Source organism: Streptosporangium sp. NPDC050148, from assembly GCF_055586505.1.
Map to the genome: position 1 here is coordinate 144,145 of NZ_JBVJIA010000001.1, position 21,546 is coordinate 165,690.

Below are 21,546 nucleotides of genomic sequence, written 5' to 3' on the forward strand. Positions count from 1 at the left end.
ATGGCGGGATTCCTGGCCCGCAGGCTGCTCAACTACCTGGCGTTGATCGTCGTGGCCACCAGCCTGGCCTACATGCTGGCCGCCTCCGCGCTCGACCCGCGCTCCAACTACGAGGGACGCAACCCCCCGATCCCGCCCGCGGTCGTCGACGCGCGCCTGTCCGACCTCAACCTGAACGACCGCGTCCCGCTCCTGGAGCGCTACCTGACCTGGGGCGGCGGTGTCGTCCGCGGCGACCTCGGCCGCAGCGTCACCGGCGGCTCGGTCGGGGAGGACCTCGGCCGCCGGATCGGCGTCACCCTGCGCCTGATCACGATAGGGCTGGTCCTCGGCAGCGTCACCGGCATCGCGATCGGCGCCTACGCCGCGGTCAGGCAGTACGGCGCCTTCGACCGGCTCTCGACCGGCCTGTCCTTCGGCGTGCTGGCGATCCCCACCGTGGTGCTCGCCAACATCCTGATCATCGCCGCGGTCCGGTTCAACGAGGCGGTCGGCGCCCAGGTCTTCCTGGTCAGCGGCGAGGCGACCCCCGGCCTGCAGGGCGGCCCGGCCGCGGCCCTGCTCGACCGGGCGCAGCACCTGGTGCTGCCCACCCTGTCGCTCTCGCTGAGCCTGGTCGCGATCTACAGCCGCTACCAGCGCAACATGATGCTGGACGTGCTCGGCGCCGACTTCGTCCGCACGGCCATGGCCAAGGGGCTCAGCCGCCGCGCCGCGCTGACCCGGCACGCGCTGCGCACCGCGCTCGTCCCCGCGGTCACCTACTTCGCCTTCACCTTCGGGACGCTGCTGGTCGGCACCACCTTCACCGAGAAGATCTTCGGCTGGCACGGCATGGGGGAGCGGCTGGTCGACTCGATCTCCACCAACGACGTCAACACCGTGGCCGCGATCAGCTGCCTCGCCGCGCTGGCCGTGCTGCTGGCCGCGCTGGCCTCCGACGTGCTGCACGCCGTCCTCGACCCGCGCGTCCGGGCGGGGTGAGCAGGGATGACCGTCGCCGACGAGGAGCTCGCCGAGCAGCGGGCCCGTGACACCGTCCGGGCGCCCGCGACCAGGCCGCGCCGGGTCGCCGGCCGCCTGCTGGCGAGGGGCCGGGGCCGGGCGGGCTGCGCGCTGCTCACGCTGATCTTCCTGCTGGCCTTCGCCGGCCCGTACCTCACCCGGTGGGGTTACACCGACAAGGACTTCACGGCCTTCCTCGCCCCGCCGTCGGCCGATCACTGGTGGGGGACCCTGCAGACCGGCGCCGACGTGTACGCGGTCACGCTCCGCGGCATGCAGAGGTCGCTGATCGTCGGCCTGCTCGCCGCGGTGGTCGGCACCGCGCTCGCCGCGGTGGTCGGCGCCTTCGCCGGGTACTTCGGCGGCTGGACCGACCGCTCGCTGACCTGGTTCACCGACCTGCTGCTGGTGCTGCCGGCCTTCCTGATCCTGGCGATCATGTCCCCGCTCTTCGCCGGGGGCCAGTGGCCGGTGTTCGTGCTGGTGCTCGCGCTCTTCCTGTGGATGGTCACCTCGAAGATCGTCCGGAGCATGACCGTCTCGCTCAGGGAACGGGAGTTCATCCAGGCGGCCAGGTTCATGGGCGTGCCGCCGACGACGATCATCTTCCGGCACGTCCTGCCCAACATGTCCTCACTGCTGGTCGTCGACGCCACGCTGAACGTCAGCGCCGCGATCCTCACCGAGACCTCCCTGTCCTACTTCGGCTTCGGCATCCAGCCCCCCGACGTCTCGCTGGGCGGCCTCATCGCCGACGGCGCCCGCACGGCCGTCTACGCGCCCTGGACGTTCTGGTTCTGCGCGGGCCTGCTGATCCTCACGGTGCTCGCGGTGAACCTGGTCGGCGACGCCCTGCGGGACGCGCTGGACCCGGCCTCGCACCGGGACGGGGGAACGCGATGACGACCGAACGCTCCGCGGGCTCCGCGGGCTCTACGGGCTCCGCGCCCCCGTCGGGCCCCGCGAACCCGGCGAACCCCGCGGGCTCCGCGGGCGCGCGGCCGTGGGCCGGGCCGATCGGCCACCGCGACCCCGACCCCCTGCCCGGCTCCCTGTCCGGCCCGCTGCCCGGTCACGGCGGCCCGCCGCAGGCCCTGCCCGACCCCGTGCTGGAGGTGCGCGACCTGCACGTCACCTTCGGCACCGGCCCGGCCGCGGTGCGCGCCGTCCGGGGGATGGGGTACGCGGTCCGCCCGGGCGAGGTGCTGGGCGTCGTGGGCGAGTCCGGCTCCGGCAAGTCGGTCACCTCGCTGGCCGTGATGGGCCTGCTCCCGCGGCACGCCCGCGTCACCGGCTCGGTGCGGCTGCACGGCCGGGAGATCCTGGGCGCCCCGGAGCGGACGCTCACCGCCTTCCGGGGCCGGACGGTCTCGATGGTCTTCCAGGACCCGCTCTCCGCGCTCACCCCGGTCTACCGGGTCGGCGACCAGATCGCCGAGGCGATCCGCGTGCACCGGAGGGTCGGCGCCGCGCAGGCCGCCAGGCGCGCGGTCGAGCTGCTGGACCTGGTCGGCATCCCGGACGCCGCGCGCCGCTCCAGGGCGTTCCCGCACGAGTTCTCCGGCGGCATGCGCCAGCGCGTGGTGATCGCGATGGCGATCGCCAACGACCCCGACGTGATCCTCTGCGACGAGCCCACCACCGCGCTCGACGTGACCATCCAGGCGCAGGTGCTCGAGGTGCTCAGGACGGCGCAGCGGGAGACCGGCGCGGCGATCGTCGTCATCACCCACGACCTCGGGGTGGTGGCCGGGTTCGCCGACCGGGTCCTGGTCATGTACGCCGGGCGTCCGGTCGAGGTCGGCTCCGTGGAGGAGGTCTACCACCGCCCCCGCATGCCGTACACCATGGGCCTGCTCGGTTCGATCCCGCGCCTGGACGAGGGCCGGGAGCGGCCGCTGGTGCCCATCGCGGGAAGCCCCCCGTCACCGGCCGCGCTGCCCCCGGGCTGCCCGTTCGAGCCGCGCTGCCCGATCGCCGTGGCCGCCTGCGCCGAGGGCGAGCCCGAGGCGGTGCCGGTCGGTTCGCCGGACCACCTCGCCGCCTGCCTGCGCGCCGGCGAGATCGAGGAGACCGGCCGGACCCCGGCCCAGGTGTACGGTGTGCGCGACCCGGCGCGGCCCGCCGGGGAACGGCGGCGCCCGCGCGGCGAGCGCGAGGTGGTCCTGGCCGTCGAGGACCTGGTCAGGCACCACCCCCTGATGAAGGGGACGTTCCTGCGGCGCCGGGTCGGCACGGTCCGCGCGGTGGACGGCGTCGGCTTCGACGTCCGCGAGGGCGAGACCCTCGGCCTGGTCGGGGAGTCCGGCTGCGGCAAGACGACCACCCTGATGGAGATCCTGGAACTGGCCGCTCCGCAGCGGGGCCGGATCACGGTGCTGGGCCACGACACCTCCCGGATGACCGCCCGCGACCGGATGGCCGTCCGGCGCGACGTGCAGGTGGTCTTCCAGGACCCGATGGCCTCCCTCGACCCCAGGATGAGCGTGTACGACATCCTCGCCGAACCGCTGCGCGCGCACGGGCGCCGCGACCCCGGGCCGAGGATCCGCGAGCTGCTCGACCTGGTCGGCCTGGAACCCTCCCACGCCGCCCGGTACCCGCAGGATCTGTCCGGAGGGCAGCGCCAGCGGGTGGGCATCGCCCGCGCCCTCGCGCTGGAGCCCCGGCTGGTCGTGCTGGACGAGCCGGTCTCGGCGCTGGACGTCTCGATCCAGGCGGGGGTGCTCAACCTGCTGGAGGAGCTGCGGGCCCGGCTGGGGCTGTCGTACCTGTTCGTGGCGCACGACCTGGCCGTGGTGCGGCACATCGCGGACCGGGTCGCGGTCATGTACCTGGGCGCGATCGTCGAGATCGGGCGGGTGGAGCGGGTCTACGACACGCCGCTGCACCCCTACACGCGGGCCCTGCTGTCGGCGATCCCGCTGCCGGACCCGGTCCTGGAACGTTCCAGGAAGAGGATCGTGCTCGACGGCGACCTTCCCGGCCCGGCCGATCCCCCCTCGGGCTGCCGCTTCCGCACCCGCTGCCCCCTGTTCCGGACCCTCGACGAGGCCGGCCGGGGACGCTGCGCGGGCGAGGAGCCGCCGATCCGGTCGCTGGGGGAGGACCACGGCGTCGCCTGCCACTTCGCCGAGAGGTCCGGTGACCTGCCCGCAGGGCCGGTCGCCCGGTCCCGCCCGTCCGCCCAGCCACAGGTCCCGGGAGGAACACAGTGACATCGATCCGGCGGCCGGACGCGTTCCCGGTGCCGCTGTCCCGCGCGGTCCTGGTCCTGGTCCTGCTGCTCCCGCCGATCCTGGCCGGCTGCGGCGACCGGGACGGGGCGCAGGGACGGCCCGCCTCCGCGGTCCGCGCCTACGACGTCAACCCGGTCGCCCGCGACCGGGTCGCCGACGGCGGCGTGCTCCGCTGGGGCCTGAACGAGTATCCGTCCAACTGGAACCTCAACCACGTCGACGGCAACCTGGCCACGGTCAAGAAGGTCGTGGACGCCCTCATGCCCTCGCCCTTCCGCTCGGACGCCAAGGGGCAGATCTCCCCGGACACCGACTACCTGACCCGGGCGAGGGTCACCTCCGCCGGGTCCCGGCAGGTCGTCACGCTGACCCTGGACCCGCGCGCCCGATGGTCCGACGGCACCCCCATCACCTGGGAGGACTACCGGGCCCAGTGGCAGGCGATGAGCGGCCGCGACGGCGAGTACCGGGTGGCGAGCACCACCGGCTACCAGGACATCGAGAAGGTGATCAGGGGCGAGGACGACCACCAGGTGGTGGTGACCTTCGCCAAGCCCTTCGGCGACTGGCAGTCGCTGTTCACCCCGCTCTACCCCCGCACCACCAACGCCACCCCGGGGGCGTTCAACGGCGCCTGGCTGAACCGGATCCCGGTGACGGCGGGCCCGTTCAGGTTCGTCTCGTTCGACCCGACCGCCAAGACCGTCACCCTGGCCAGGGACGACCGCTGGTGGGGGGACCGCGCCAAGCTGGACCGGATCATCTACCGCTCCCTGGAGAGCGACGCCCTGGTCGGCGCGTTCAGCAACGGCGAGCTCGACACCTTCGACATCGCGCCGTCCGCCCCCGACTACGCCCGCGCCAAGGCCACCCCGGGCGCGATCGTCCGGCAGGCGGCCGGGCCGGACTTCCGGCACATCACGATGAACGGGGAGAGCGCCGTCCTGTCCGATGTCAGGGTCCGCCGGGCCGTCGCCATGGGCATCGACCGCCAGGCCATCGCCCAGTCCGACCTGCAGGGGCTCGACTGGCCGATCGTCCTGCTGAACAACCACTTCTTCATGAACACCCAGGAGGGCTACCGGGACAACGCCGGGGAGATCGGCCGCTACGACCCCGCCAGGGCGGCGCGGGAGCTGGACGCCGCGGGATGGCGGCTGGAGGGCCGGACCCGCAGGAAGGACGGCAGGGAGCTGACCCTGCGCTTCGTGCTGCCGTCCGGCCTGCAGCTCACCAAGTCCGAGGCCGAGCTCGTCCAGGACATGCTCGCCCGGATCGGTGTCGGGGTCACCCTGCAGTCGGTGCCCACCGACGACTACTTCACCAGGTACATCATCCCCGGCAACTACGACATCACCGCGTTCGCGTACGCGGGCACGCCCTTCCCCGTCTCCAGCGCCTACGGCCAGTACGCCGACGCCGTCCGGCGCGCCGACGGCACCCGACAGTGGAACGCCAACCTCGGCCGCATCGGCTCCCCGCGTATCGACGCCGCCATGAACAGGGCGACCGCGGACCTGGACGACGCCGAGGCCGTCGCCGACACCAACGCCGCCGACAGGCTCATCTGGCAGGCGGTCAACGTGGTGACGCTCTACCAGCGCCCGCAGAACGTCGCGGTCAAGGACACCCTGGCCAACTTCGGGGCCCGCGGGTTCCACAACCTGCGCTACCAGGACATCGGCTACCTCCGGTGAGAGGTCACGGTCCGAGGTCTCGGCCCCGCTCCAGCAGGGCGTCCACCGCCTCGACGGCCCGGGCCAGCCGGGCGGCGGGCGGGCCGGTGACGACCAGGTGCGGCATCCCTCCCGCGGCCAGCTCCTCGCGGAAACGGGCGTCCATCCGGTGCCGGATCGCCTCCCCGTCGCGCCAGCCGTCCTGCTCGAAGGGCACGTCCCGCACCGAGGTGAGGATCCACAGGTCGTGCCGGGCGCGGCGGTGCACGGCGGTCACCTCGGGGGAGGGGACGCCGAGGTAGCGCTCGTGCCACAGGGCGGTGGTGAAGGCGTCGGTGTCGCAGACCAGCAGCGGCGACCCCGTCCGGGCCGCGGCCTCCTCCCAGGCGAGCTGGCGCTCGGCGATGAGGGTGAACTCGGCCGGCTCCCAGCGCAGGTCGTCCAGCCACGGTTCGGGCAGCCCGCGGTCCTTGGCGCGGCGGCGGGCGCGGGCGAGCTTCTCCTCGGAGTACGTCCTGCCGTACTCGGGCACCCAGCGGGTCGCCGCCCACGGCCCGCCCCGGGCCGCGTAGTGGGCGGCCAGGGACCTGGCCAGCGTGGTGGTGCCGCTGGACTCCGCGCCGACGACCACGACGCGCCGTGCCAGGTGGGCGCGCACCGGCGCCGACAGATGCTCCCAGCAGGAGACCGGATCGTTCCTGACCATCGTCCCGCTGACCGGGAACCGTTCCCGTCCGGCGTCGACGTCGACGGCCACGGCGCCGAACCGGCGGGCCAGCTCCGGCCCGTACGCCTCGGAGGAGAGGATCGCGTCGATCTGCGGCACCCGCCCGTGCGCCAGGGCCAGGGCGTGCCGGAACACCTCGACGTGCGCCGACCAGATCTCCGGGTCGTCGTAGTCGATCTCGACGTCGTCGACCACCGGGGCGATCGTCACGTGGGCCTGCGGGTGCGCCTCGCGCAGCCAGGCGGCGCGCAGCGCCAGCGGCAGGGTCTCCTCGGTCGAGGCGGCGACCACCACGCTCACCGACGCGCACCGCGCGGCGGCGGTGTCGATCAGGTGGTGGTGGCCGACGTGCGGGGGGTAGAACTTGCCGATGACCAGCCCGTGGGCGAACTCCGGGCCGCTCACGGCCGCGCCACCCGCTCGTCCGGCGGCGCGGCGGGGGGCGTCGCCGACAGGGAGCGGGCCGCCAGGTCCGCGCGCCAGGCCAGCAGCCCGGCGACGCAGAGCCCCAGGAAGATCACGTACAGGGCCGCGGTCAGGTGCAGGCCCTTGTAGAGGTAGAGGGGGATGTAGATCACGTCGGCGGCGATCCACAGCCACCACGACTCGACCAGCTTGCGGCTCTGCCCGTAGGTGGCCAGCAGCGACAGGGCGGTGGTCAGGGCGTCCCAGAACGGCACGTCCGAGTCGGTCAACGTGGTCAGGACGGCGGTGAGCGCCGCGGTGAGCGCGATCCCGCACCCGGCCAGCACCGCCCATTCCCCCCGTCCGGTGCGGCGGACCGGGAGCGGGGTCCGCCCGGTCCCGCCGTAGAGCCACTGCCACCATCCGTACAGGCCGAGGACGACGTAGACGACCTGCAGCGCCGCGTCGGCGTAGAGCCCGGCGGTCAGGAACACCGCGCCCAGCAGGATCACGTTGGCGACGCCGATCGGCCAGTTCCAGACGTTCTGGCGGACGACCAGCCAGACCGTGAGGACGCCGGTGACGAACCCCAGGAGCTCGGCCCAGCTGGTCGGGGTGGCGCCCAGGGTGAACGCCGGCCGCATCAGGGGGGCCAGTATCTCGGCGAGTGACATGCGATCTCCTCAATCGTCATAGTGACGATAACCGGTCCCGGAGCGGCCGGTGCCCCCGGGGTCCTGTGATTCCGGGGGGCCGGTGATTCCGGGTTCCGGTGATTCCGAGGCCCGGTGAGAACGCCCCGTCGCCACCCCGTCGTCACCCCGTCGCCGTCCCGTCACGGTGGCGTCGCCGGTCGCCCCCGGGCCGGGTCACGCGGGCGGGCCGGGCCGGTCAGACGAGGCGGAAGCGTACCCGGTCGCCGGGGCGGAGCTGGGCGGCCACGGCGAGATCGGCCGAGGTCAGGACCGCTATGACCGGGTAACCACCGGTGGGCGGGTGGTCGGCGAGGAAGACGATCGGCTGTCCGCTGGGCGGTACCTGGACCGACCCGGCCACCATGCCCTCACTGGGCAGCTCGCCCTGCCGGGCCCGTTCCAGCGGGGCCCCGCGCATCCGCACGCCGACCCTGTTGCTGTCCTGGCTGACCTCGTACGGCTCCGCGCAGAGGGCGGCCGTCGCGCCGGGGGCGAACCAGTCGTCCCGGGGACCCGGCAGGACCCGCAGGACGCCCGTGCCCGGCGGGGGCGAGTGCGGCGGGGGCGCGGCGTCCACGGTGATCGCGGCCAGGCCGGAGGCCGGTCCCAGCGGCAGGACGGTCCCGGCGCGGAGCGGGCCGGGGCCGAGCCCGGACAGGGAGTCGGTCGAGCGGCTCCCCATCGTGACGGGCGCGTCGATGCCGCCCCGGACGGCGACGTAGCTGCGCAGGCCGCTCTCGGGCGGCCCCACCCGCAGCCGCGCGCCCGCCGGGACCCAGAAGGGCGCGTACATCCCCTGCGGCACGACCCCGCCCGGCTCGCGCGTGAACCGGTTCGAGGGCTCGTGCCGGGGCTCGTGCGAGGACTCACGCGGGGGTTCGTGCGGGGGTTCGCGCGGGGAGAGGACCTCCAGCGGGCAGGGGGCGCCGGTCACGACGGCCCAGGCTCCGGTGACGAAGCGCAGCTCGGTCCCGCCGAAGGTCAGCTCGATCCCGGCCGCGTCCTCGGGGTTGCCGACCAGGCGGTTGGCCAGCCGCAGGGCCGGCCCGTCCGCGGCACCCGAGCGCGGCACCCCGAGATGGGCGTACCCGGGCCGCCCCAGATCCTGCACGGTGGCGTACGGCCCCGGCGCGATCACCTCGATCATGGTCCGTGAACCGCCTGGAAGCGCACCCGCGTCCCCGGCGTGAGCAGCGCGGGCGGGTCGGCGTCCACGTCCCACACGGCCGTGGCCGAGCGGCCCAGCAGCCGCCACCCGCCGGGGGAGGCCGAGGGGTAGACCGCCGAGTAGGGGCCGGCGATCGCCACCGACCCGGCGGGCACCGACGTGCGCGGGGTGTCCAGCCGGGACACGTGCAGCGCGGGGTCCAGCCCGGTGAGGTAGGCGAACCCCGGGGCGAAGCCCAGCCAGCCCACGGTCAGCTCCCGGCCGGTGTGCCGCTCGACCACCTCCCGCCGGGAGAGCCCGCTCAGCGCGGCCACCTCGTCGAGGTCGGCGCCGTCGTACACCACCGGAAGGGTCACGGCCGCCGGGCGGGCGGCGTCGCCCGCGTCCGCCCCGGCCGCCGCCTCCAGCAGACGGGCGAGCTCGTCGCGCAGCCGCGCCGGGTCGGCCCCCGGGGCGACGACCAGGACCGTGGCCGGGCCCGGCACGATCTCCGCCACCCGGGCCGGCCGGTCGGCGCGCAGCAGGGCGTCGAGGCGGTGGGAGACCTCCAGCGAGCCGGTCTCCACCAGCAGCGCGTGCTCGCCGGCCCGCCGGATCACCGGGCGCCCCCCGCCCCGGGCCCGCTCACGCGGGTCCCCGCACGTCCGCGTCTGTCGCGTCTGCCGCGCCTTCCGTGCCTTCCGTGCGACGGCCCCTCCGCGGGCCCCTCACGCGAAGGACCTCAGCGTCACCCCGGCGTCCACCAGGCCGTCCCGTACGGCCCGGGCCAGCAGCACGGCGCCGGGGGTGTCGCCGTGCACGCAGATCGAGCGCGCCTGTACGGCGACCCGCGTGCCGTCCACCGCGTCGACCACCCCCTCGGTGGCCATCCGCACCGCCCGGCGGGCGACCGTGGCGGGGTCGTGCAGCACAGCGCCGGGGGAGCGGCGGGAGACCAGCGTGCCGGCCCCGGTGTAGGCGCGGTCGGCGAACGCCTCCACGACGGTGGTGACGCCCTCGCGGGCGGCGATCTCGTGGACGGCCGAGCCGGGCAGGGTCAGCACCGGCAGGCTCGCGTCGTGGTCGGCGACCGCGGCCACCACCGCCTCGGCCTGCTCGGGGTCGCGGCAGATCCGGTTGTACAGGGCGCCGTGCGGCTTGACGTAGGAGACCCGGCCGCCCATCGCCCTGGCGATGCCGTCGACCGCCGCGAGCTGGTACAGCACCTCGGCGCAGAGCTCCTCGGGGTCGACGTCCATCTCACGGCGGCCGAACCCGGCCAGGTCCCGGTAGGAGACCTGGGCGCCGATCGCCACCCCCCGGTCGACCGCGGCCGCGCACGTGCGGCGGATGGTCAGCGGGTCACCGGCGTGGAAGCCGCAGGCCACGTTGGCGCTGGTCACCACCTCCAGCAGGGCCGCGTCGTCGCCCAGTCGCCAGATGCCGAAACCCTCGCCCAGGTCGGCGTTCAGATCGATGACCATGGTCCACCTACACCGGGGGCTCGTCGGGAATGTCGGCGATGTCGTCGAGGGCGATGGCCAGCTCCTCGGGGTCGTCGCCGATGCGCTCGGCGATCTCGATCAGCACGTGCAGCACGTCGTGCCGGTCGTGGCCCAGGTCGAGCAGCCGCTGCGCGGCCTCCCACAGCTGGGGCGGGTCGCCCTCCCACAGGCGGGCGGCGATCTCCTCGTGCCAGGCCAGGTGCTCGTCGTAGTCGTGCCTGTTGAGCTCGCCGGCGTGGTCGATGCCCAGCAGGATCCGCCGGTCGCCCTCGTCGGCCGGGTTGAGCAGGCCGAGCTTGATCTCGCCGTGCGTGCCCTGCAGGAAGGGGAACGCGAACACCCTCCTGGCCAGCGCGGACAGGTCGCCGTCGGGCAGCAGCCGCTCCAGCAGGTCGCGGTCGAGCCCGAAGGTCGTCGGGTCGCGGTAGGCCTCGGCGAACTTGCCGGTCGCCTCCCAGACCGCGTCGAGCGTGGCCCGCAGCCCCTCGTCGGGCAGGCCGGTCCTGGCGGCGGCGAACCGCGCCCAGGCCCCCAGCACGTGCGGCACCGCCTCCTGCTCGGCGCCGTTCAGCATCACCTTGCGCGGCAGCCAGTCGAGCAGGAACGTCTCGCACTTGGTCGGGCTCACCCGCAGCGGGCGGCCGAAGTCCTGGTCGCAGCCGTAGTCGATGATGTGGTCGGCGCACCGGGAAGCCGCCGACGGGTCGGACAGGTGCTCGGCCGCGTCCGAGGAGAGGAACTCCGCGGCCAGCATGGCCCGGCGGTCGCGGCTGTAGGGGGCCTCGCTGTGCAGCGGGGCCGGCCGCTTGCGGCCGGGCGGCAGCGCCTTGATCCGGGCCCGCGCGAAGGCGTGGTAGGCGCTGTAGCTGTCGCTGACCGGCACCGCCGCCCTGCGGTGGCCGTACTCGGCGGTGGCCTTCATCGCCGACTCCAGCAGCGCCCTGGCCTGCTGTGGCTCGATCTCCTCGAATCGGAGCATCGGGTTGCCCTCGGACTCGGCCCGTACCTGCTCCAGCAGCTTGTCGACGTGCGAGGAGACCCAGGCGTCGCGGGCCATGCCGCGCATGTTGTAGTCGACGATCATCACCAGTGCGTGCCGGTCCTCGGCGCTGTCGGACCCCCGGTAGCCGAAGGTGCACACCACGGTGTCCTGGTCGCCGTAGGCGTCGCGGGAGACGAAGCAGCCGGTGGGCTTGACCACGCCCAGCCGGTCGGCCCAGCGCGGCCTGGCCACGTCGCGCTCCATGAGCGCCAGCGCGGCGCCCTCGGCCTTGGCGGCCTGGCGGGCCGTGCCGAGGTAGGCCAGCGTGATCAGCAGGGTGAGGGCGGCCGGTGAGCCCGCCTTGGCCGCGTAGTCGACCAGCCCCTCGCCGAGCACCTGCTCGGCGTCCCCGCGCTTCAGCCGCCGGCCCCACCAGGCCCCGACCATGTCGGAGACCATGAGCTCGGCGTCCAGCGGGCTGCGCACCGCGAGCAGCTCGCGGGCGGCGAGCAGCATCTCGGAGAAGACCGCTTCGGGGGACCGGCTCTCGCGAGGGTCTCGACGGTGTCGCCGGATCAAGCGGTCTCAGCCTCCCCCGTCGGCCAGGTGGGCCGGTGACGGACGCCGCCGCCCTGACCGACCCGCTCGCCTCGCTCGCTCACGCCCCGACCTTCTCGCATTCCCGGTCCAAACGGTGCGTAGAAGACGGCCGGGTCCCCCGATGCTACCGGGGACCGCGGGGCGGCGGCGCGGAGTTGACGAGGGCGAGCAGATGCTCGCGGGCGACGCGCTCGACGACCTCGGGGGTCGCCTCGATGCCCAGATGCTCGGCACAGGCGCGGACGTCGGCCACGCACCTGCCGATGGTCTCGGCGGGAACGGTCAGGAACTCGGCGGCCAGGTGAGAGGTCACCGGCTCGTGAGCGGGCATGGGCGACCCGGCGAAGCGGGCGGTGAGAACGGGCATGGCTGTCGCATTCCTCCCGGTTTCCGGGGGTCATCCCCCGGATGCGTCGGCGGGGACGTGCGTTCTCATTCCACAACTTATCTCGGCGGTGTCAACCCTCGCGGGCGTGATATGGAAAGCTTGCCCCGTGTCTTGACTGAATTCTGCAACAACGGAGTAAACGAGTCTCCCCGAAGGGGGAGCCGGATTGACGGCGAGTCAGTAGCCTGAACTCGCCCGTGAGGCCGACGGAGATGAGGTGGGGAGTTGCCGGGACGGTCCGGCCCGATCCTGCTAGGGTCCTGGCCGCAAACGTTCGACGTCGCAGCGGCGGCCGGCCGGCGCCCGCGCGGAGGCCCCCGCGCACGGGTGCGGGGATTCCGGTCGTCCCGGGGACGGCGTTCAGGGGGTGTGCCGACCGCATCCGGGGCGGGGCTTCCGTCCGCACCTGCCCATCGCCGATGATGTACTCCAGGATCCGGTCCCCCGGAGCCGCGCTACGCCAATTCGCAAGTTTGGAGATGTGCCTCGTGGGAGACCCTGGCACGCGACGGAGGTGCCGACCATGAGCGCCGAAACCTCCGTGCCCCGTTCCCGGGAGTCGGGTGTGGACATCTCAGACTCCGGCCTGTTGCAGGGCCTGCTGTCGCAGTCGCCGTTCGCCTTCGCGTTCTTCGACCCGGACGGCCGCTTCGAGCGCGTCGACGAGGTCTTCGCCGACGTGGTCGGCCTGCCCGCGGAACGGCTGGTCGGCCGGGCCCCGGCCGAGCTGCTCTCGGCCGACCTGACCGCCCTGATCGAGGCCTCGGTACGGGCCATCGTGGCCAAGGCCGAGGTCAGGCAGGACCAGCGGATCCGCGTCCGCAGCGCCGACGGCGAGCCCCGGCACTGGTCATTGACCTTCTCCCCGATCCACGACGGCTCCGGCGCGCTCCGGGCGATCTGCCTGGTCGGCGTCGACATCACCCGCAGCAGGCAGGTCGAGGAGGACCTCAGGCGCAGCGAGGAGCGCTACCGCTCGCTGGTCGAGGCCCAGTCCCAGCTGGTGTGGATCACCGCCCCCAACGGGACGGTGCGGGAGGACGCGCCGCAGTGGCGGGCGATCACCGGCCAGGGCCTGGAGGAGTACCTCACCCACGGCTGGCTGGAGGCCGTCCACCCCGACGACCGCCCGCAGACCGAGGAGGCGTGGCGCGAGGCCCTGCGCGGCCGGAGCATGTTCGAGTGGAGCTACCGGGTCCGCACCCGGGCCAGCGGCTACCGCTACTTCGAGGTGCGCGCCGTCCCGATCATCCGCCACAACCGGGTCGTCGAGTGGGTGGGCGCCAACACCGACGTCACCCCGCAGCGCGAGGCCGAGGAGATGCGCGGCCGCCTGACCGACCAGCTCGGCGCCGCCGCGCTGCGGACCGCGCGCCTGCAGGGCGCCACGGCCATACTGGCCGAGGCGCTCACCGTCGAGCAGGTGGTCCAGGTCATCATCGACGTCGGGCGCACGGCTCTGGCGGCCGACCGGTCCGCGGTGGCGCTGCTCGACGTGGACCGGGCCGCGCTCAAGCTGGTCAACAGCGGGGGCATCCCCGAGGTCCCCGGCGCGCCCGGCGAGGAGATCCCGCTCTCCCACTCCAGCGTGATGACCATGGCGGTCAACAGCCGGCGGCCGGTCTTCGCCGAGTCGCCCGAGAGCCTGCGCTCCCAGTTGGTGGACGCGGGAGGCGACGACGAGGCCATCACGGGCTTCCTCGCCCACAGCGACGAGCGGGCCTGGGTGGGCCTGCCGCTGCTGGCGGCGGGCCGGGCGCTGGGCGCGCTGCGGTTCTCCTTCACCCGCCCGCAGAAGATCTCCCAGGAGGACGGCGTCTTCCTGGAGGCCCTCGCCGGGCAGTGCGCCCTGGCCGTGGAGCGGGCGACGCTGTTCGAGCGCGAGCACCGCACCGCCGAGACCCTCCAGCGCAGCCTGCTGCCCGACCGCCTGCCGGTGATCCCGGGGCTGGTCCTGGCCCAGCGGTTCCGCTCCGGCAGCCGCCACGTGCAGGTCGGCGGTGACTGGTACGACGCGTTCGTGCTCCAGGACGGCCGGGTCGCGGCCGTGGTCGGCGACGTCATGGGCAAGGGCGTCAAGGCCGCCGCAGGGATGGGCCGGATCCGCAACGCCATGCGGGCCCTGGCGCTGACCAATCCGCCGCCCGCGGCGGTCCTCACCGGCCTGGACCGGGTCTTCGAGGCGACCGAGGAGGAGGAGCAGGTCACGACCCTGGCCTACATGGTCGTCGAGCCCGGCACCGGGGAGGGCACGCTGGCGCTCGCCGGTCACCCGCCGCCCCTGCTGGTCTCCCCTCAGGGCGTTCCGCTGCTCTGCGACGGCGAGCCGGGCACGCCGCTGGGCTGGCCCACCAGCCGCAGGCAGTTCCGGTTCTGCGTCCCGCCGGGGCACACCGCCGTCCTGTACTCGGACGGCCTGGTGGAGAACCGCAAGCGCGGGCTGGATGCCGGGCTCGCTGATCTTTGCTCTGTTGTGACCGAAGCGCCACCCGAAGTCGTGGGAAGCCCCCACATGTTGCTGGATTTCCTCGTCGATCGCATGCTGTCTGGATATGAGCAGGATGACGACGTCACGGTGCTCGCGATCCACGTTCCCCCAGCCACGAAGAGTGACTGAATGAAACAGTCATAACGGTTGCTTTCGGGTATCGGTGCCTCGCTTCCGTACGCACTACTCTCTTGGTCGGCCTAGGGTGGAGGGCAACCGCCAGGAGGCGGCCGTATGGATCACGGTGTCATGCCACAATGCTGGACAGGTGCGTCGCGGCTCGCGCGGCCTCGGTAACCACGGCCAGGGGTGAAAAACCACTGGCCGGACATCTGGATCCATTCTCGTCACGCTTTCCTTCGAGAGGTGTTCGTGTCGCCTGCAAGTTCGACTCGCTCGAAGCCATCCGAGCTGAACGAGCCCGTCATTCAGCAGCTGATGGAGCGGGGGCGCTCGCAGGGGTTCCTCGAGTCCGAGGATGTCCGCAAGGCCGTCGAGGAAGCGGACATTCCGATGGCGCAGGTCGCTGGAATCCTGCGAAGCCTCAGCAAAGAGGGCATCACCGTACGGCTGACCGCCGAGGATTCCGCGGGTCCCAAGAAGCCCCGCACTCCCGCCAAGCGCCGCACCGCCCCTGCCGCCCCGGCCGTCAACAAGAAGACCAAGACCGCCGCGGCGGCGGCCAAGGAGCAGCCGGAGACCGTCACCGCGGTCGTCAGCGGCTCCGAGCCCGCGCCCGCCGCCAAGAGGCCGGTCCCCGCCCCGCCCAAGAAGGCCGCTCCCGCGGCCAAGAAGCCGGTGCCAGCCCCGCCGCCGAGGAAGGCCGCGTCCGCGGCCGCCGCCCCGGCGACCCCGGCGACCGCCGCTCCCAAGCCGCCCGCCGGTGACGACGACGAGGTCATCGACCTCGAGGACGTCGAGATCGAGGACTTCGACCTGGAGGCCGTGGCCGAGGTCGAGGTCGAGGTGGAGGTGGAGGTGGAAGCCGAGGCGGAGGTCGAGGTGGAAGCCGAGGCCGAGGTCGAGGTCGAGGTCGAGGAGGAGCCCAAGGTCGAGGCCGTCCAGGTGAACGAGGACGAGGTCCTCATCCTCACCGACGACGACGACGACGCCCCGGTTCCCCAGGTCGCGGCCGCCGGCGCCACCGCCGACCCGGTCAAGGACTACCTGAAGCAGATCGGCAAGGTCCCCCTGCTCAACGCCGAGCAGGAGGTCGAGCTCGCCAAGCGCATCGAGGCCGGCCTGTTCGCCGAGGAGCAGCTCGGCACCGACGGCGAGAAGCTGCCGGTGGACGTCCGGGCCGAGCTGGAGTGGATCGCCGAGGACGGCCGCCGGGCCAAGAACCACCTGCTGGAGGCCAACCTCCGCCTGGTGGTCTCGCTGGCCAAGCGCTACACCGGCCGCGGAATGCTCTTCCTGGACCTGATCCAGGAGGGCAACCTGGGCCTGATCCGCGCGGTCGAGAAGTTCGACTACACCAAGGGCTACAAGTTCTCCACGTACGCCACCTGGTGGATCCGGCAGGCGATCACCCGGGCCATGGCGGACCAGGCGCGGACCATCCGCATCCCGGTCCACATGGTCGAAGTGATCAACAAGCTGGCCCGCGTCCAGCGGCAGATGCTCCAGGACCTCGGGCGCGAGCCCACCCCGGAGGAGCTGGCCCGCGAGCTCGACATGACCCCCGAGAAGGTCGTCGAGGTCCAGAAGTACGGGCGTGAGCCGATCTCCCTGCACACCCCGCTGGGCGAGGAGGGCGACAGCGAGTTCGGCGACCTCATCGAGGACTCCGAGGCGATCGTCCCGGCAGACGCGGTCAGCTTCACGCTCCTGCAGGAGCAGCTCCACTCCGTTCTGGACACGCTGTCCGAGCGCGAGGCGGGCGTGGTCTCGATGCGCTTCGGCCTGACCGACGGTCAGCCGAAGACGCTGGACGAGATCGGCAAGGTCTACGGGGTGACGCGCGAGCGCATCCGGCAGATCGAGTCCAAGACCATGTCCAAGCTCCGCCACCCGTCCCGGTCGCAGGTCCTGCGCGACTACCTCGACTGAGGATCCGCCCGGCCACAGCAGGCCCGCGCCGTCCGGCGCGGGCCTTGCCGGTGTCGACGGGGGCTTGACGGTTCACCGGAACGACCCGGACTCCCGTCCCGCAGATGCGGCGGAGGCTGGGGGAGATCGTCCGGTGTCGAGGGATCGGGTCCACCGGGGCCGGGGGCGGGACGATCACACCATGACGACCGTCACACCATGACGTCGAGCGTCCACGACGACCGTCCGCCCGCGGGCGCCGCGCCCAGGGCGACGGAGTGCCCCAGATGGTCCAGCACCTTCGCGAGTTCCTGCGGGCTCTGCGGGTCGACGTCCCCCTCCAGCAGCGAGCGGGCGATCACGCCCCTGGTGGCCTTGGCCATGTGGCTGACCACCTTGCCCTGCCGGAGCACCCGTACCGCCACCGCCCTGGCACCGGGCCGCCAGGCCGTCACGTAGGTGCTGGACCGCAGATCCACCACCAGGCCGGGCTCGGCGTCGAGCAGCGGGGTGATCCGCGGGCGCCAGAAGGCGCCCAGCCCGCCGAGCGGGGGAAGCCGCACCCCCATGGAGAGCCGGTACGGCGGGACGCGGTCACCGATCCGCAGCACCCCCCACAGGCCGGAGAAGATCAGCAGGCTCTCCGACGCCCGGCCCGCCGCCTCGGGGGAGAGCGAGGCCAGGCCGAGGTTGTCGTAGAGCACCCCGGTGTAAAGGTCGGCCGCGGCCAGCGTGGGCGCGGTCCGCAGAAGCAGGTTCCTGCCGATCTCGGCGGCCGTCCCCGGAGACAGCCCGAGCACCTCGGCGGCCGAGTCCCTTTCGCACAGGGCGCCGAGCGCCTCCAGGACGTCCTCCCTGGCCGGGGTGAGAGCGGGGAAGCTCAGCCGGGACAACTCGAGGGCCGGGCCGTCGCCGTGCGAGGCCTTTCCCTCGGACGGAGGCAGCAGAATCAGCACGGTTGCCGAGCATAGTGCGGCGACCGGGGAGTTAGGATCCTTCATCATGATCGATGTGGGCTTCGACCGGCTGGTCGACCAGGCCTGGCCGGCGATCCACCGGGTGGACGCGGACGGCTGGGTGCTGCGCGCCTCGGGCGGGGTGACCAAGCGGGCGAACTCCGTGCTGCCGCTCGGTGAGCAGGACGATCTCCAGGCCGCCGTGGAGCGGGCCGAGGAGTTCTACGCCGACCGCGGCCTGCCGAGCGTCTTCTCGATCGGGGGCGGTGCCACACCGGGCCTGGACGCGCTGCTCGGGGCACGCGGCTACCGGGTGGTGGACCCGACTCTGATCATGACGGCCGACCTGTCAGAGGAGGCGGGCGTGCCCGGCGGGAACGGGGTGTCCGAGGGGGCCGGGGCGGCCGCGGAGAAGACCGGCCCGTCCGCGGACAAGGTCGAGCTCACCGGGGAGCCCTCACGGGCCTGGCTGGACACCTGGTGGAGCGTGGACGGCAGGATCGGCGCCGACGGCCTGGAGACGGCCGCGCGCATCCTCACCGGGGTGCCCGCCACGTACGCCTCGCTGGGCCCGGGGGCCGTGGGGCGGGGCGTCGGGCAAGGCGGGTGGTTCGGGATCTACGCCATGGCCGTGCTGCCGGACGAGCGGCGCCGCGGACATGGGACGAGAGTGTTGCGTGCCCTGCTCTCGCACGCGCGAGGGCGGCGAGGGCAGGGCACACAGCGGGCATATTTAGTCGTGGTGGAGTCCAACACCGCTGCCAGGGCGCTGTACGAGCGTCATGGCTTCACGGTGACGGGCCGGTATCACTACCGGGTCCGATGATGACCCCATCCGTTGGATTATCGTTCGTCGTTGCCTGCCGGTGCCGGAGTGTCGCTGAGACGCGCGGACTCATCCTGGATGCTGGCGCCCTTGTCTCTCAGCACCGCCACGTGCTGACGCCCGTGGTGGGCGCAGAACAGCAGCTCCCCCCCTACGGGCAGGGTTGCGCGGATGTAAGCCTGGGCGCCACACCGGTCACAGCGGTCCGCAGCGGTCAGCTGCTTGGCGGGGGCGAGGGTTCCAGTCACGTATCGCCTTTCAGGTCATCCCCTGAGGTGGAGGATCTGGCGCAGTCACTTGAGAGAACATCTAACCCGATACGAACGTTCCCAACCGACCCCCTGCTACGCCCAGAGCAGAAAGTGACCGACAGTGACGATGATCACGCCGGATGTGACGACGGCGCCCTCCGGGAGGCGGACCTGTACCCGCTCCGGCGCGAAGAACGGTAAGCTGCGCACACGTGTTCGACAGACGGGGAGTGGGGCGTGACCGCAGTTAGCGCGGAGACGGGTTATACGGCCCGTCACCTGTCGGTGCTGGAGGGTCTGGAAGCCGTCCGCAAGCGTCCGGGCATGTACATCGGCTCCACCGACAGCCGCGGCCTCATGCACTGTCTCTGGGAGATCGTGGACAACGGGGTCGACGAGGCCCTGGCGGGTCACTGCACCCGCATCGAGGTCGAGCTGCACGCCGACGGCTCCATCGAGGTCCGTGACAACGGCCGTGGCATCCCGGTGGACGTCGAGCCCAAGAGCGGCCTGGCGGGCGTCGAGCTCGTCTACACGAAACTGCACGCGGGCGGGAAGTTCGGCGGCGGCTCCTACGGCGCCTCGGGCGGGCTGCACGGTGTCGGCGCCTCCGTCGTCAACGCCCTGTCCTCGCGGCTGGACGTCGAGGTCGACCGGGGCGGCAGGATCCACGAGATCAGCTTCCGCAGGGGCGTTCCCGGCGTCTTCGACGGCGACGGGCCCAAGGCCAAGTTCAAGAAGAAGTCCGGGCTCCGTGACGGCGGGCCCGCCGCCAGGAACGTCACCGGGACCCGGGTGCGCTTCTGGGTGGACCACCAGATCTTCCTCCCCGAGGCCGAGGTCTCCCTCGACGAGATCCACGTCCGCCTCCGCCAGACGGCGTTCCTGGTGCCGGGCCTGACCCTGTCCGTGCGCGACAGCCGCGGTGAGGAGCCCGTCGAGGAGGAGTTCCGCTTCGACGGCGGGATCTCGGAGTTCACCGAGTTCCTCGCCCGCGACGAGGCCGTCTGCGACGTGCTCCGCCTGCAGGGGACCGGTCACTTCCACGAGACCGTCCCGGTCCTCGACGACCTGGGGCACATGACCCCGACCGAGGTCCAGCGCGAGCTGACCGTGGACGTGGCGGTGCGCTGGGGCAAGGGCTACGACAGCACCGTCCGCTCCTTCGTCAACGTGATCGCCACCCCCAAGGGCGGCACCCACGTCAACGGTTTCGAGCGCGCGCTCGTCCGTACCCTGAACGAGCAGCTGCGTGAGACCCGGCTGCTCAAGAACGGCGACGCCCCGGTCACCCGGGAGGACATCATGGAGGGGCTCACCGCGGTGGTGACCGTCCGGGTGCCCGAGCCGCAGTTCGAGGGCCAGACCAAGGAGGTCCTGGGCACCTCGGCGGCCTCCCGGATCGTGGCCCACGTCGTCTCGCGCGAGCTCAAGGAACTGCTCACCAACCCCTCGCGCACCGCCAAGCCGCAGCTCCGCGCGGTCCTGGAGAAGATCGTCGCGGCGGCCAAGGCCCGCATCGCCGCCCGCGAGCACCGTGACAACCAGCGCCGCAAGACCGCCCTGGAGAACTCGGCGCTCCCGGCCAAGCTGGTCGACTGCCGCAGCGACGAGGTGGACCGCAGCGAGCTGTTCATCGTGGAGGGCGACTCGGCCCTGGGCACCGCCCGGGCGGCCCGTGACTCGGAGTTCCAGGCGCTGCTGCCGATCCGGGGCAAGATCCTGAACGTGCAGAAGGCCTCCGTCGCGGACATGCTCAAGAACGCCGAGTGCGCCGCGATCATCCAGGTCATCGGCGCGGGATCCGGCCGCTCCTTCGACATCGAGGCCGCCCGGTACGGCAAGGTCATCCTGATGGCCGACGCCGACGTCGACGGCGCGCACATCCGCTGCCTGCTGCTGACCTTGTTCCACCGCTACATGAGGCCGATGGTCGAGGCCGGACGGGTCTTCGCGGCCGTGCCGCCGCTGCACCGGATCGAGGTCACCAACCCCGGCCGCGGGGACAAGTACGTCTACTGCTACTCCGACGCCGAACTGCACCGGGTGCTGCGCGGCCTGGAGAAGCGGGGCAAGCGCTGGAAGGACCCGGTCCAGCGGTACAAGGGCCTGGGCGAGATGGACGCCGACCAGCTGGCCGAGACGACCATGGAGCCGCGTCACCGCACGCTGCGCCGGGTGCGCATCGAGGACATCGAGGAGGCCGAGCGCATCTTCGCGCTCCTCATGGGCAGCGACGTGGCCCCGCGCCGGGAGTTCATCGTGAGCAGTGCCGCCGAGGTCGACCGCGACCACATCGACGCCTAGCTCCCGGCGCCCCCGGGCGCGGTGATCCGTGACCCGGCCCGTACGGCCGTGGCGCCGCTCGCGACGGTGCGGGTCGCGATGTCCTCGATCGGACGGCGCACGGCCCGGACCGCCGTGCCGTGCCGTGCCATGGCGTGGCGTGGCGCCGGCTCATGTCACGCACGGGGGCGTTGCAGTGAGGGCCCGGCGCCTCGTGCCAGGGGCCGGTGCCTTGTCCCGTGGTTCGGTGCCTTGTCCCAGGGCCCGGGGGGGGGGGGGGGGGGGGGGGGGGGGGGGAGGAAATGGGGGGATACAGAGTACGCATACCGGACAGATACC

At 72.8% G+C, this 21,546-nt stretch carries 17 protein-coding genes; 8 read left to right on the forward strand and 9 right to left on the reverse strand.

Annotation, left to right across the window (positions count from 1 at the left end):
• Genes ACZ6RT_RS00620 through ACZ6RT_RS00635 form a run of 4 tightly spaced genes read left to right on the forward strand, consistent with a single transcriptional unit; the run spans position 1 to position 5,941 of the window.
• Positions 1-984, forward strand: coding sequence for an ABC transporter permease (locus ACZ6RT_RS00620; protein WP_399187029.1), 984 nt, complete (start codon positions 1-3; stop codon positions 982-984).
• Between the two features lie 6 nt (positions 985-990).
• Complete coding sequence (locus tag ACZ6RT_RS00625; protein ID WP_399187028.1) at positions 991-1,908, forward strand: ABC transporter permease; 918 nt, start codon at positions 991-993, stop codon at positions 1,906-1,908.
• Positions 1,905-4,223: a dipeptide ABC transporter ATP-binding protein gene (locus ACZ6RT_RS00630; protein ID WP_470151592.1), complete on the forward strand. Its 2,319-nt coding sequence runs from the start codon at positions 1,905-1,907 to the stop codon at positions 4,221-4,223. Before ACZ6RT_RS00625 ends, ACZ6RT_RS00630 begins: the two co-directional genes overlap by 4 nt.
• The gene (locus tag ACZ6RT_RS00635; RefSeq protein WP_470151594.1) at positions 4,220-5,941 is read left to right on the forward strand and encodes an ABC transporter family substrate-binding protein; all 1,722 of its coding nucleotides are present in this window, start codon (positions 4,220-4,222) and stop codon (positions 5,939-5,941) included. The genes ACZ6RT_RS00630 and ACZ6RT_RS00635 overlap by 4 nt, the downstream gene beginning before the upstream one ends.
• Before the next feature lie 4 nt (positions 5,942-5,945).
• Here the strand turns inward: ACZ6RT_RS00635 and ACZ6RT_RS00640 are convergent, their stop codons facing one another.
• From ACZ6RT_RS00640 to ACZ6RT_RS00670, 7 genes are all read right to left on the reverse strand, one after another.
• The gene (locus ACZ6RT_RS00640) at positions 5,946-7,052 is read right to left on the reverse strand and encodes an AAA family ATPase (RefSeq protein WP_470151596.1); all 1,107 of its coding nucleotides are present in this window, start codon (positions 7,050-7,052) and stop codon (positions 5,946-5,948) included.
• On the reverse strand, positions 7,049-7,726 hold the full coding sequence (pnuC, locus tag ACZ6RT_RS00645) for a nicotinamide riboside transporter PnuC (protein WP_470151598.1): 678 nt from the start codon (positions 7,724-7,726) through the stop codon (positions 7,049-7,051). The genes ACZ6RT_RS00640 and pnuC overlap by 4 nt, the downstream gene beginning before the upstream one ends.
• Positions 7,727-7,943: 217 nt before the next feature.
• Positions 7,944-8,894: a 5-oxoprolinase subunit C family protein gene (locus tag ACZ6RT_RS00650; RefSeq protein ID WP_470151600.1), complete on the reverse strand. Its 951-nt coding sequence runs from the start codon at positions 8,892-8,894 to the stop codon at positions 7,944-7,946.
• A complete protein-coding gene (locus ACZ6RT_RS00655) occupies positions 8,891-9,514 on the reverse strand; it encodes a 5-oxoprolinase subunit B family protein (RefSeq protein ID WP_470151602.1) in 624 nt (207 codons plus the stop codon). Before ACZ6RT_RS00655 ends, ACZ6RT_RS00650 begins: the two co-directional genes overlap by 4 nt.
• Positions 9,515-9,622: 108 nt before the next feature.
• Positions 9,623-10,378, reverse strand: a complete 756-nt coding sequence (locus ACZ6RT_RS00660; protein WP_399187021.1) for a LamB/YcsF family protein — start codon at positions 10,376-10,378, stop codon at positions 9,623-9,625.
• A gap of 7 nt (positions 10,379-10,385) precedes the next feature.
• On the reverse strand, positions 10,386-11,897 hold the full coding sequence (locus tag ACZ6RT_RS00665; RefSeq protein WP_399187170.1) for a hypothetical protein: 1,512 nt from the start codon (positions 11,895-11,897) through the stop codon (positions 10,386-10,388).
• A gap of 208 nt (positions 11,898-12,105) precedes the next feature.
• Positions 12,106-12,348, reverse strand: coding sequence for a hypothetical protein (locus tag ACZ6RT_RS00670; RefSeq protein ID WP_399187020.1), 243 nt, complete (start codon positions 12,346-12,348; stop codon positions 12,106-12,108).
• 544 nt (positions 12,349-12,892) lie between these two features.
• Here ACZ6RT_RS00670 and ACZ6RT_RS00675 point away from each other — a divergent pair.
• Positions 12,893-14,986: a SpoIIE family protein phosphatase gene (locus tag ACZ6RT_RS00675; RefSeq protein ID WP_399187019.1), complete on the forward strand. Its 2,094-nt coding sequence runs from the start codon at positions 12,893-12,895 to the stop codon at positions 14,984-14,986.
• A gap of 243 nt (positions 14,987-15,229) precedes the next feature.
• The gene (locus ACZ6RT_RS00680; protein WP_470151605.1) at positions 15,230-16,909 is read left to right on the forward strand and encodes an RNA polymerase sigma factor; all 1,680 of its coding nucleotides are present in this window, start codon (positions 15,230-15,232) and stop codon (positions 16,907-16,909) included.
• 191 nt (positions 16,910-17,100) lie between these two features.
• Here the strand turns inward: ACZ6RT_RS00680 and ACZ6RT_RS00685 are convergent, their stop codons facing one another.
• Positions 17,101-17,844, reverse strand: a complete 744-nt coding sequence (locus ACZ6RT_RS00685) for a YaaA family protein (RefSeq protein WP_399187017.1) — start codon at positions 17,842-17,844, stop codon at positions 17,101-17,103.
• A gap of 46 nt (positions 17,845-17,890) precedes the next feature.
• Here ACZ6RT_RS00685 and ACZ6RT_RS00690 point away from each other — a divergent pair, with 46 nt between their 5' ends.
• The gene (locus ACZ6RT_RS00690) at positions 17,891-18,670 is read left to right on the forward strand and encodes a GNAT family N-acetyltransferase (protein ID WP_470151608.1); all 780 of its coding nucleotides are present in this window, start codon (positions 17,891-17,893) and stop codon (positions 18,668-18,670) included.
• A 17-nt stretch (positions 18,671-18,687) separates the two neighbouring features.
• On the opposite strand, the gene ACZ6RT_RS00695 is transcribed toward ACZ6RT_RS00690, so the two are convergent.
• Positions 18,688-18,918 (reverse strand): DUF7455 domain-containing protein, encoded by a 231-nt coding sequence (locus tag ACZ6RT_RS00695; protein WP_344896189.1) that lies wholly within the window; start codon positions 18,916-18,918, stop codon positions 18,688-18,690.
• Between the two features lie 240 nt (positions 18,919-19,158).
• Here ACZ6RT_RS00695 and ACZ6RT_RS00700 point away from each other — a divergent pair, with 240 nt between their 5' ends.
• Entirely contained in the window at positions 19,159-21,228 is a 2,070-nt protein-coding gene (locus tag ACZ6RT_RS00700; RefSeq protein WP_399187015.1) for a type IIA DNA topoisomerase subunit B, read from the forward strand.
• The last annotated feature ends 318 nt before the right edge of the window (positions 21,229-21,546 follow it).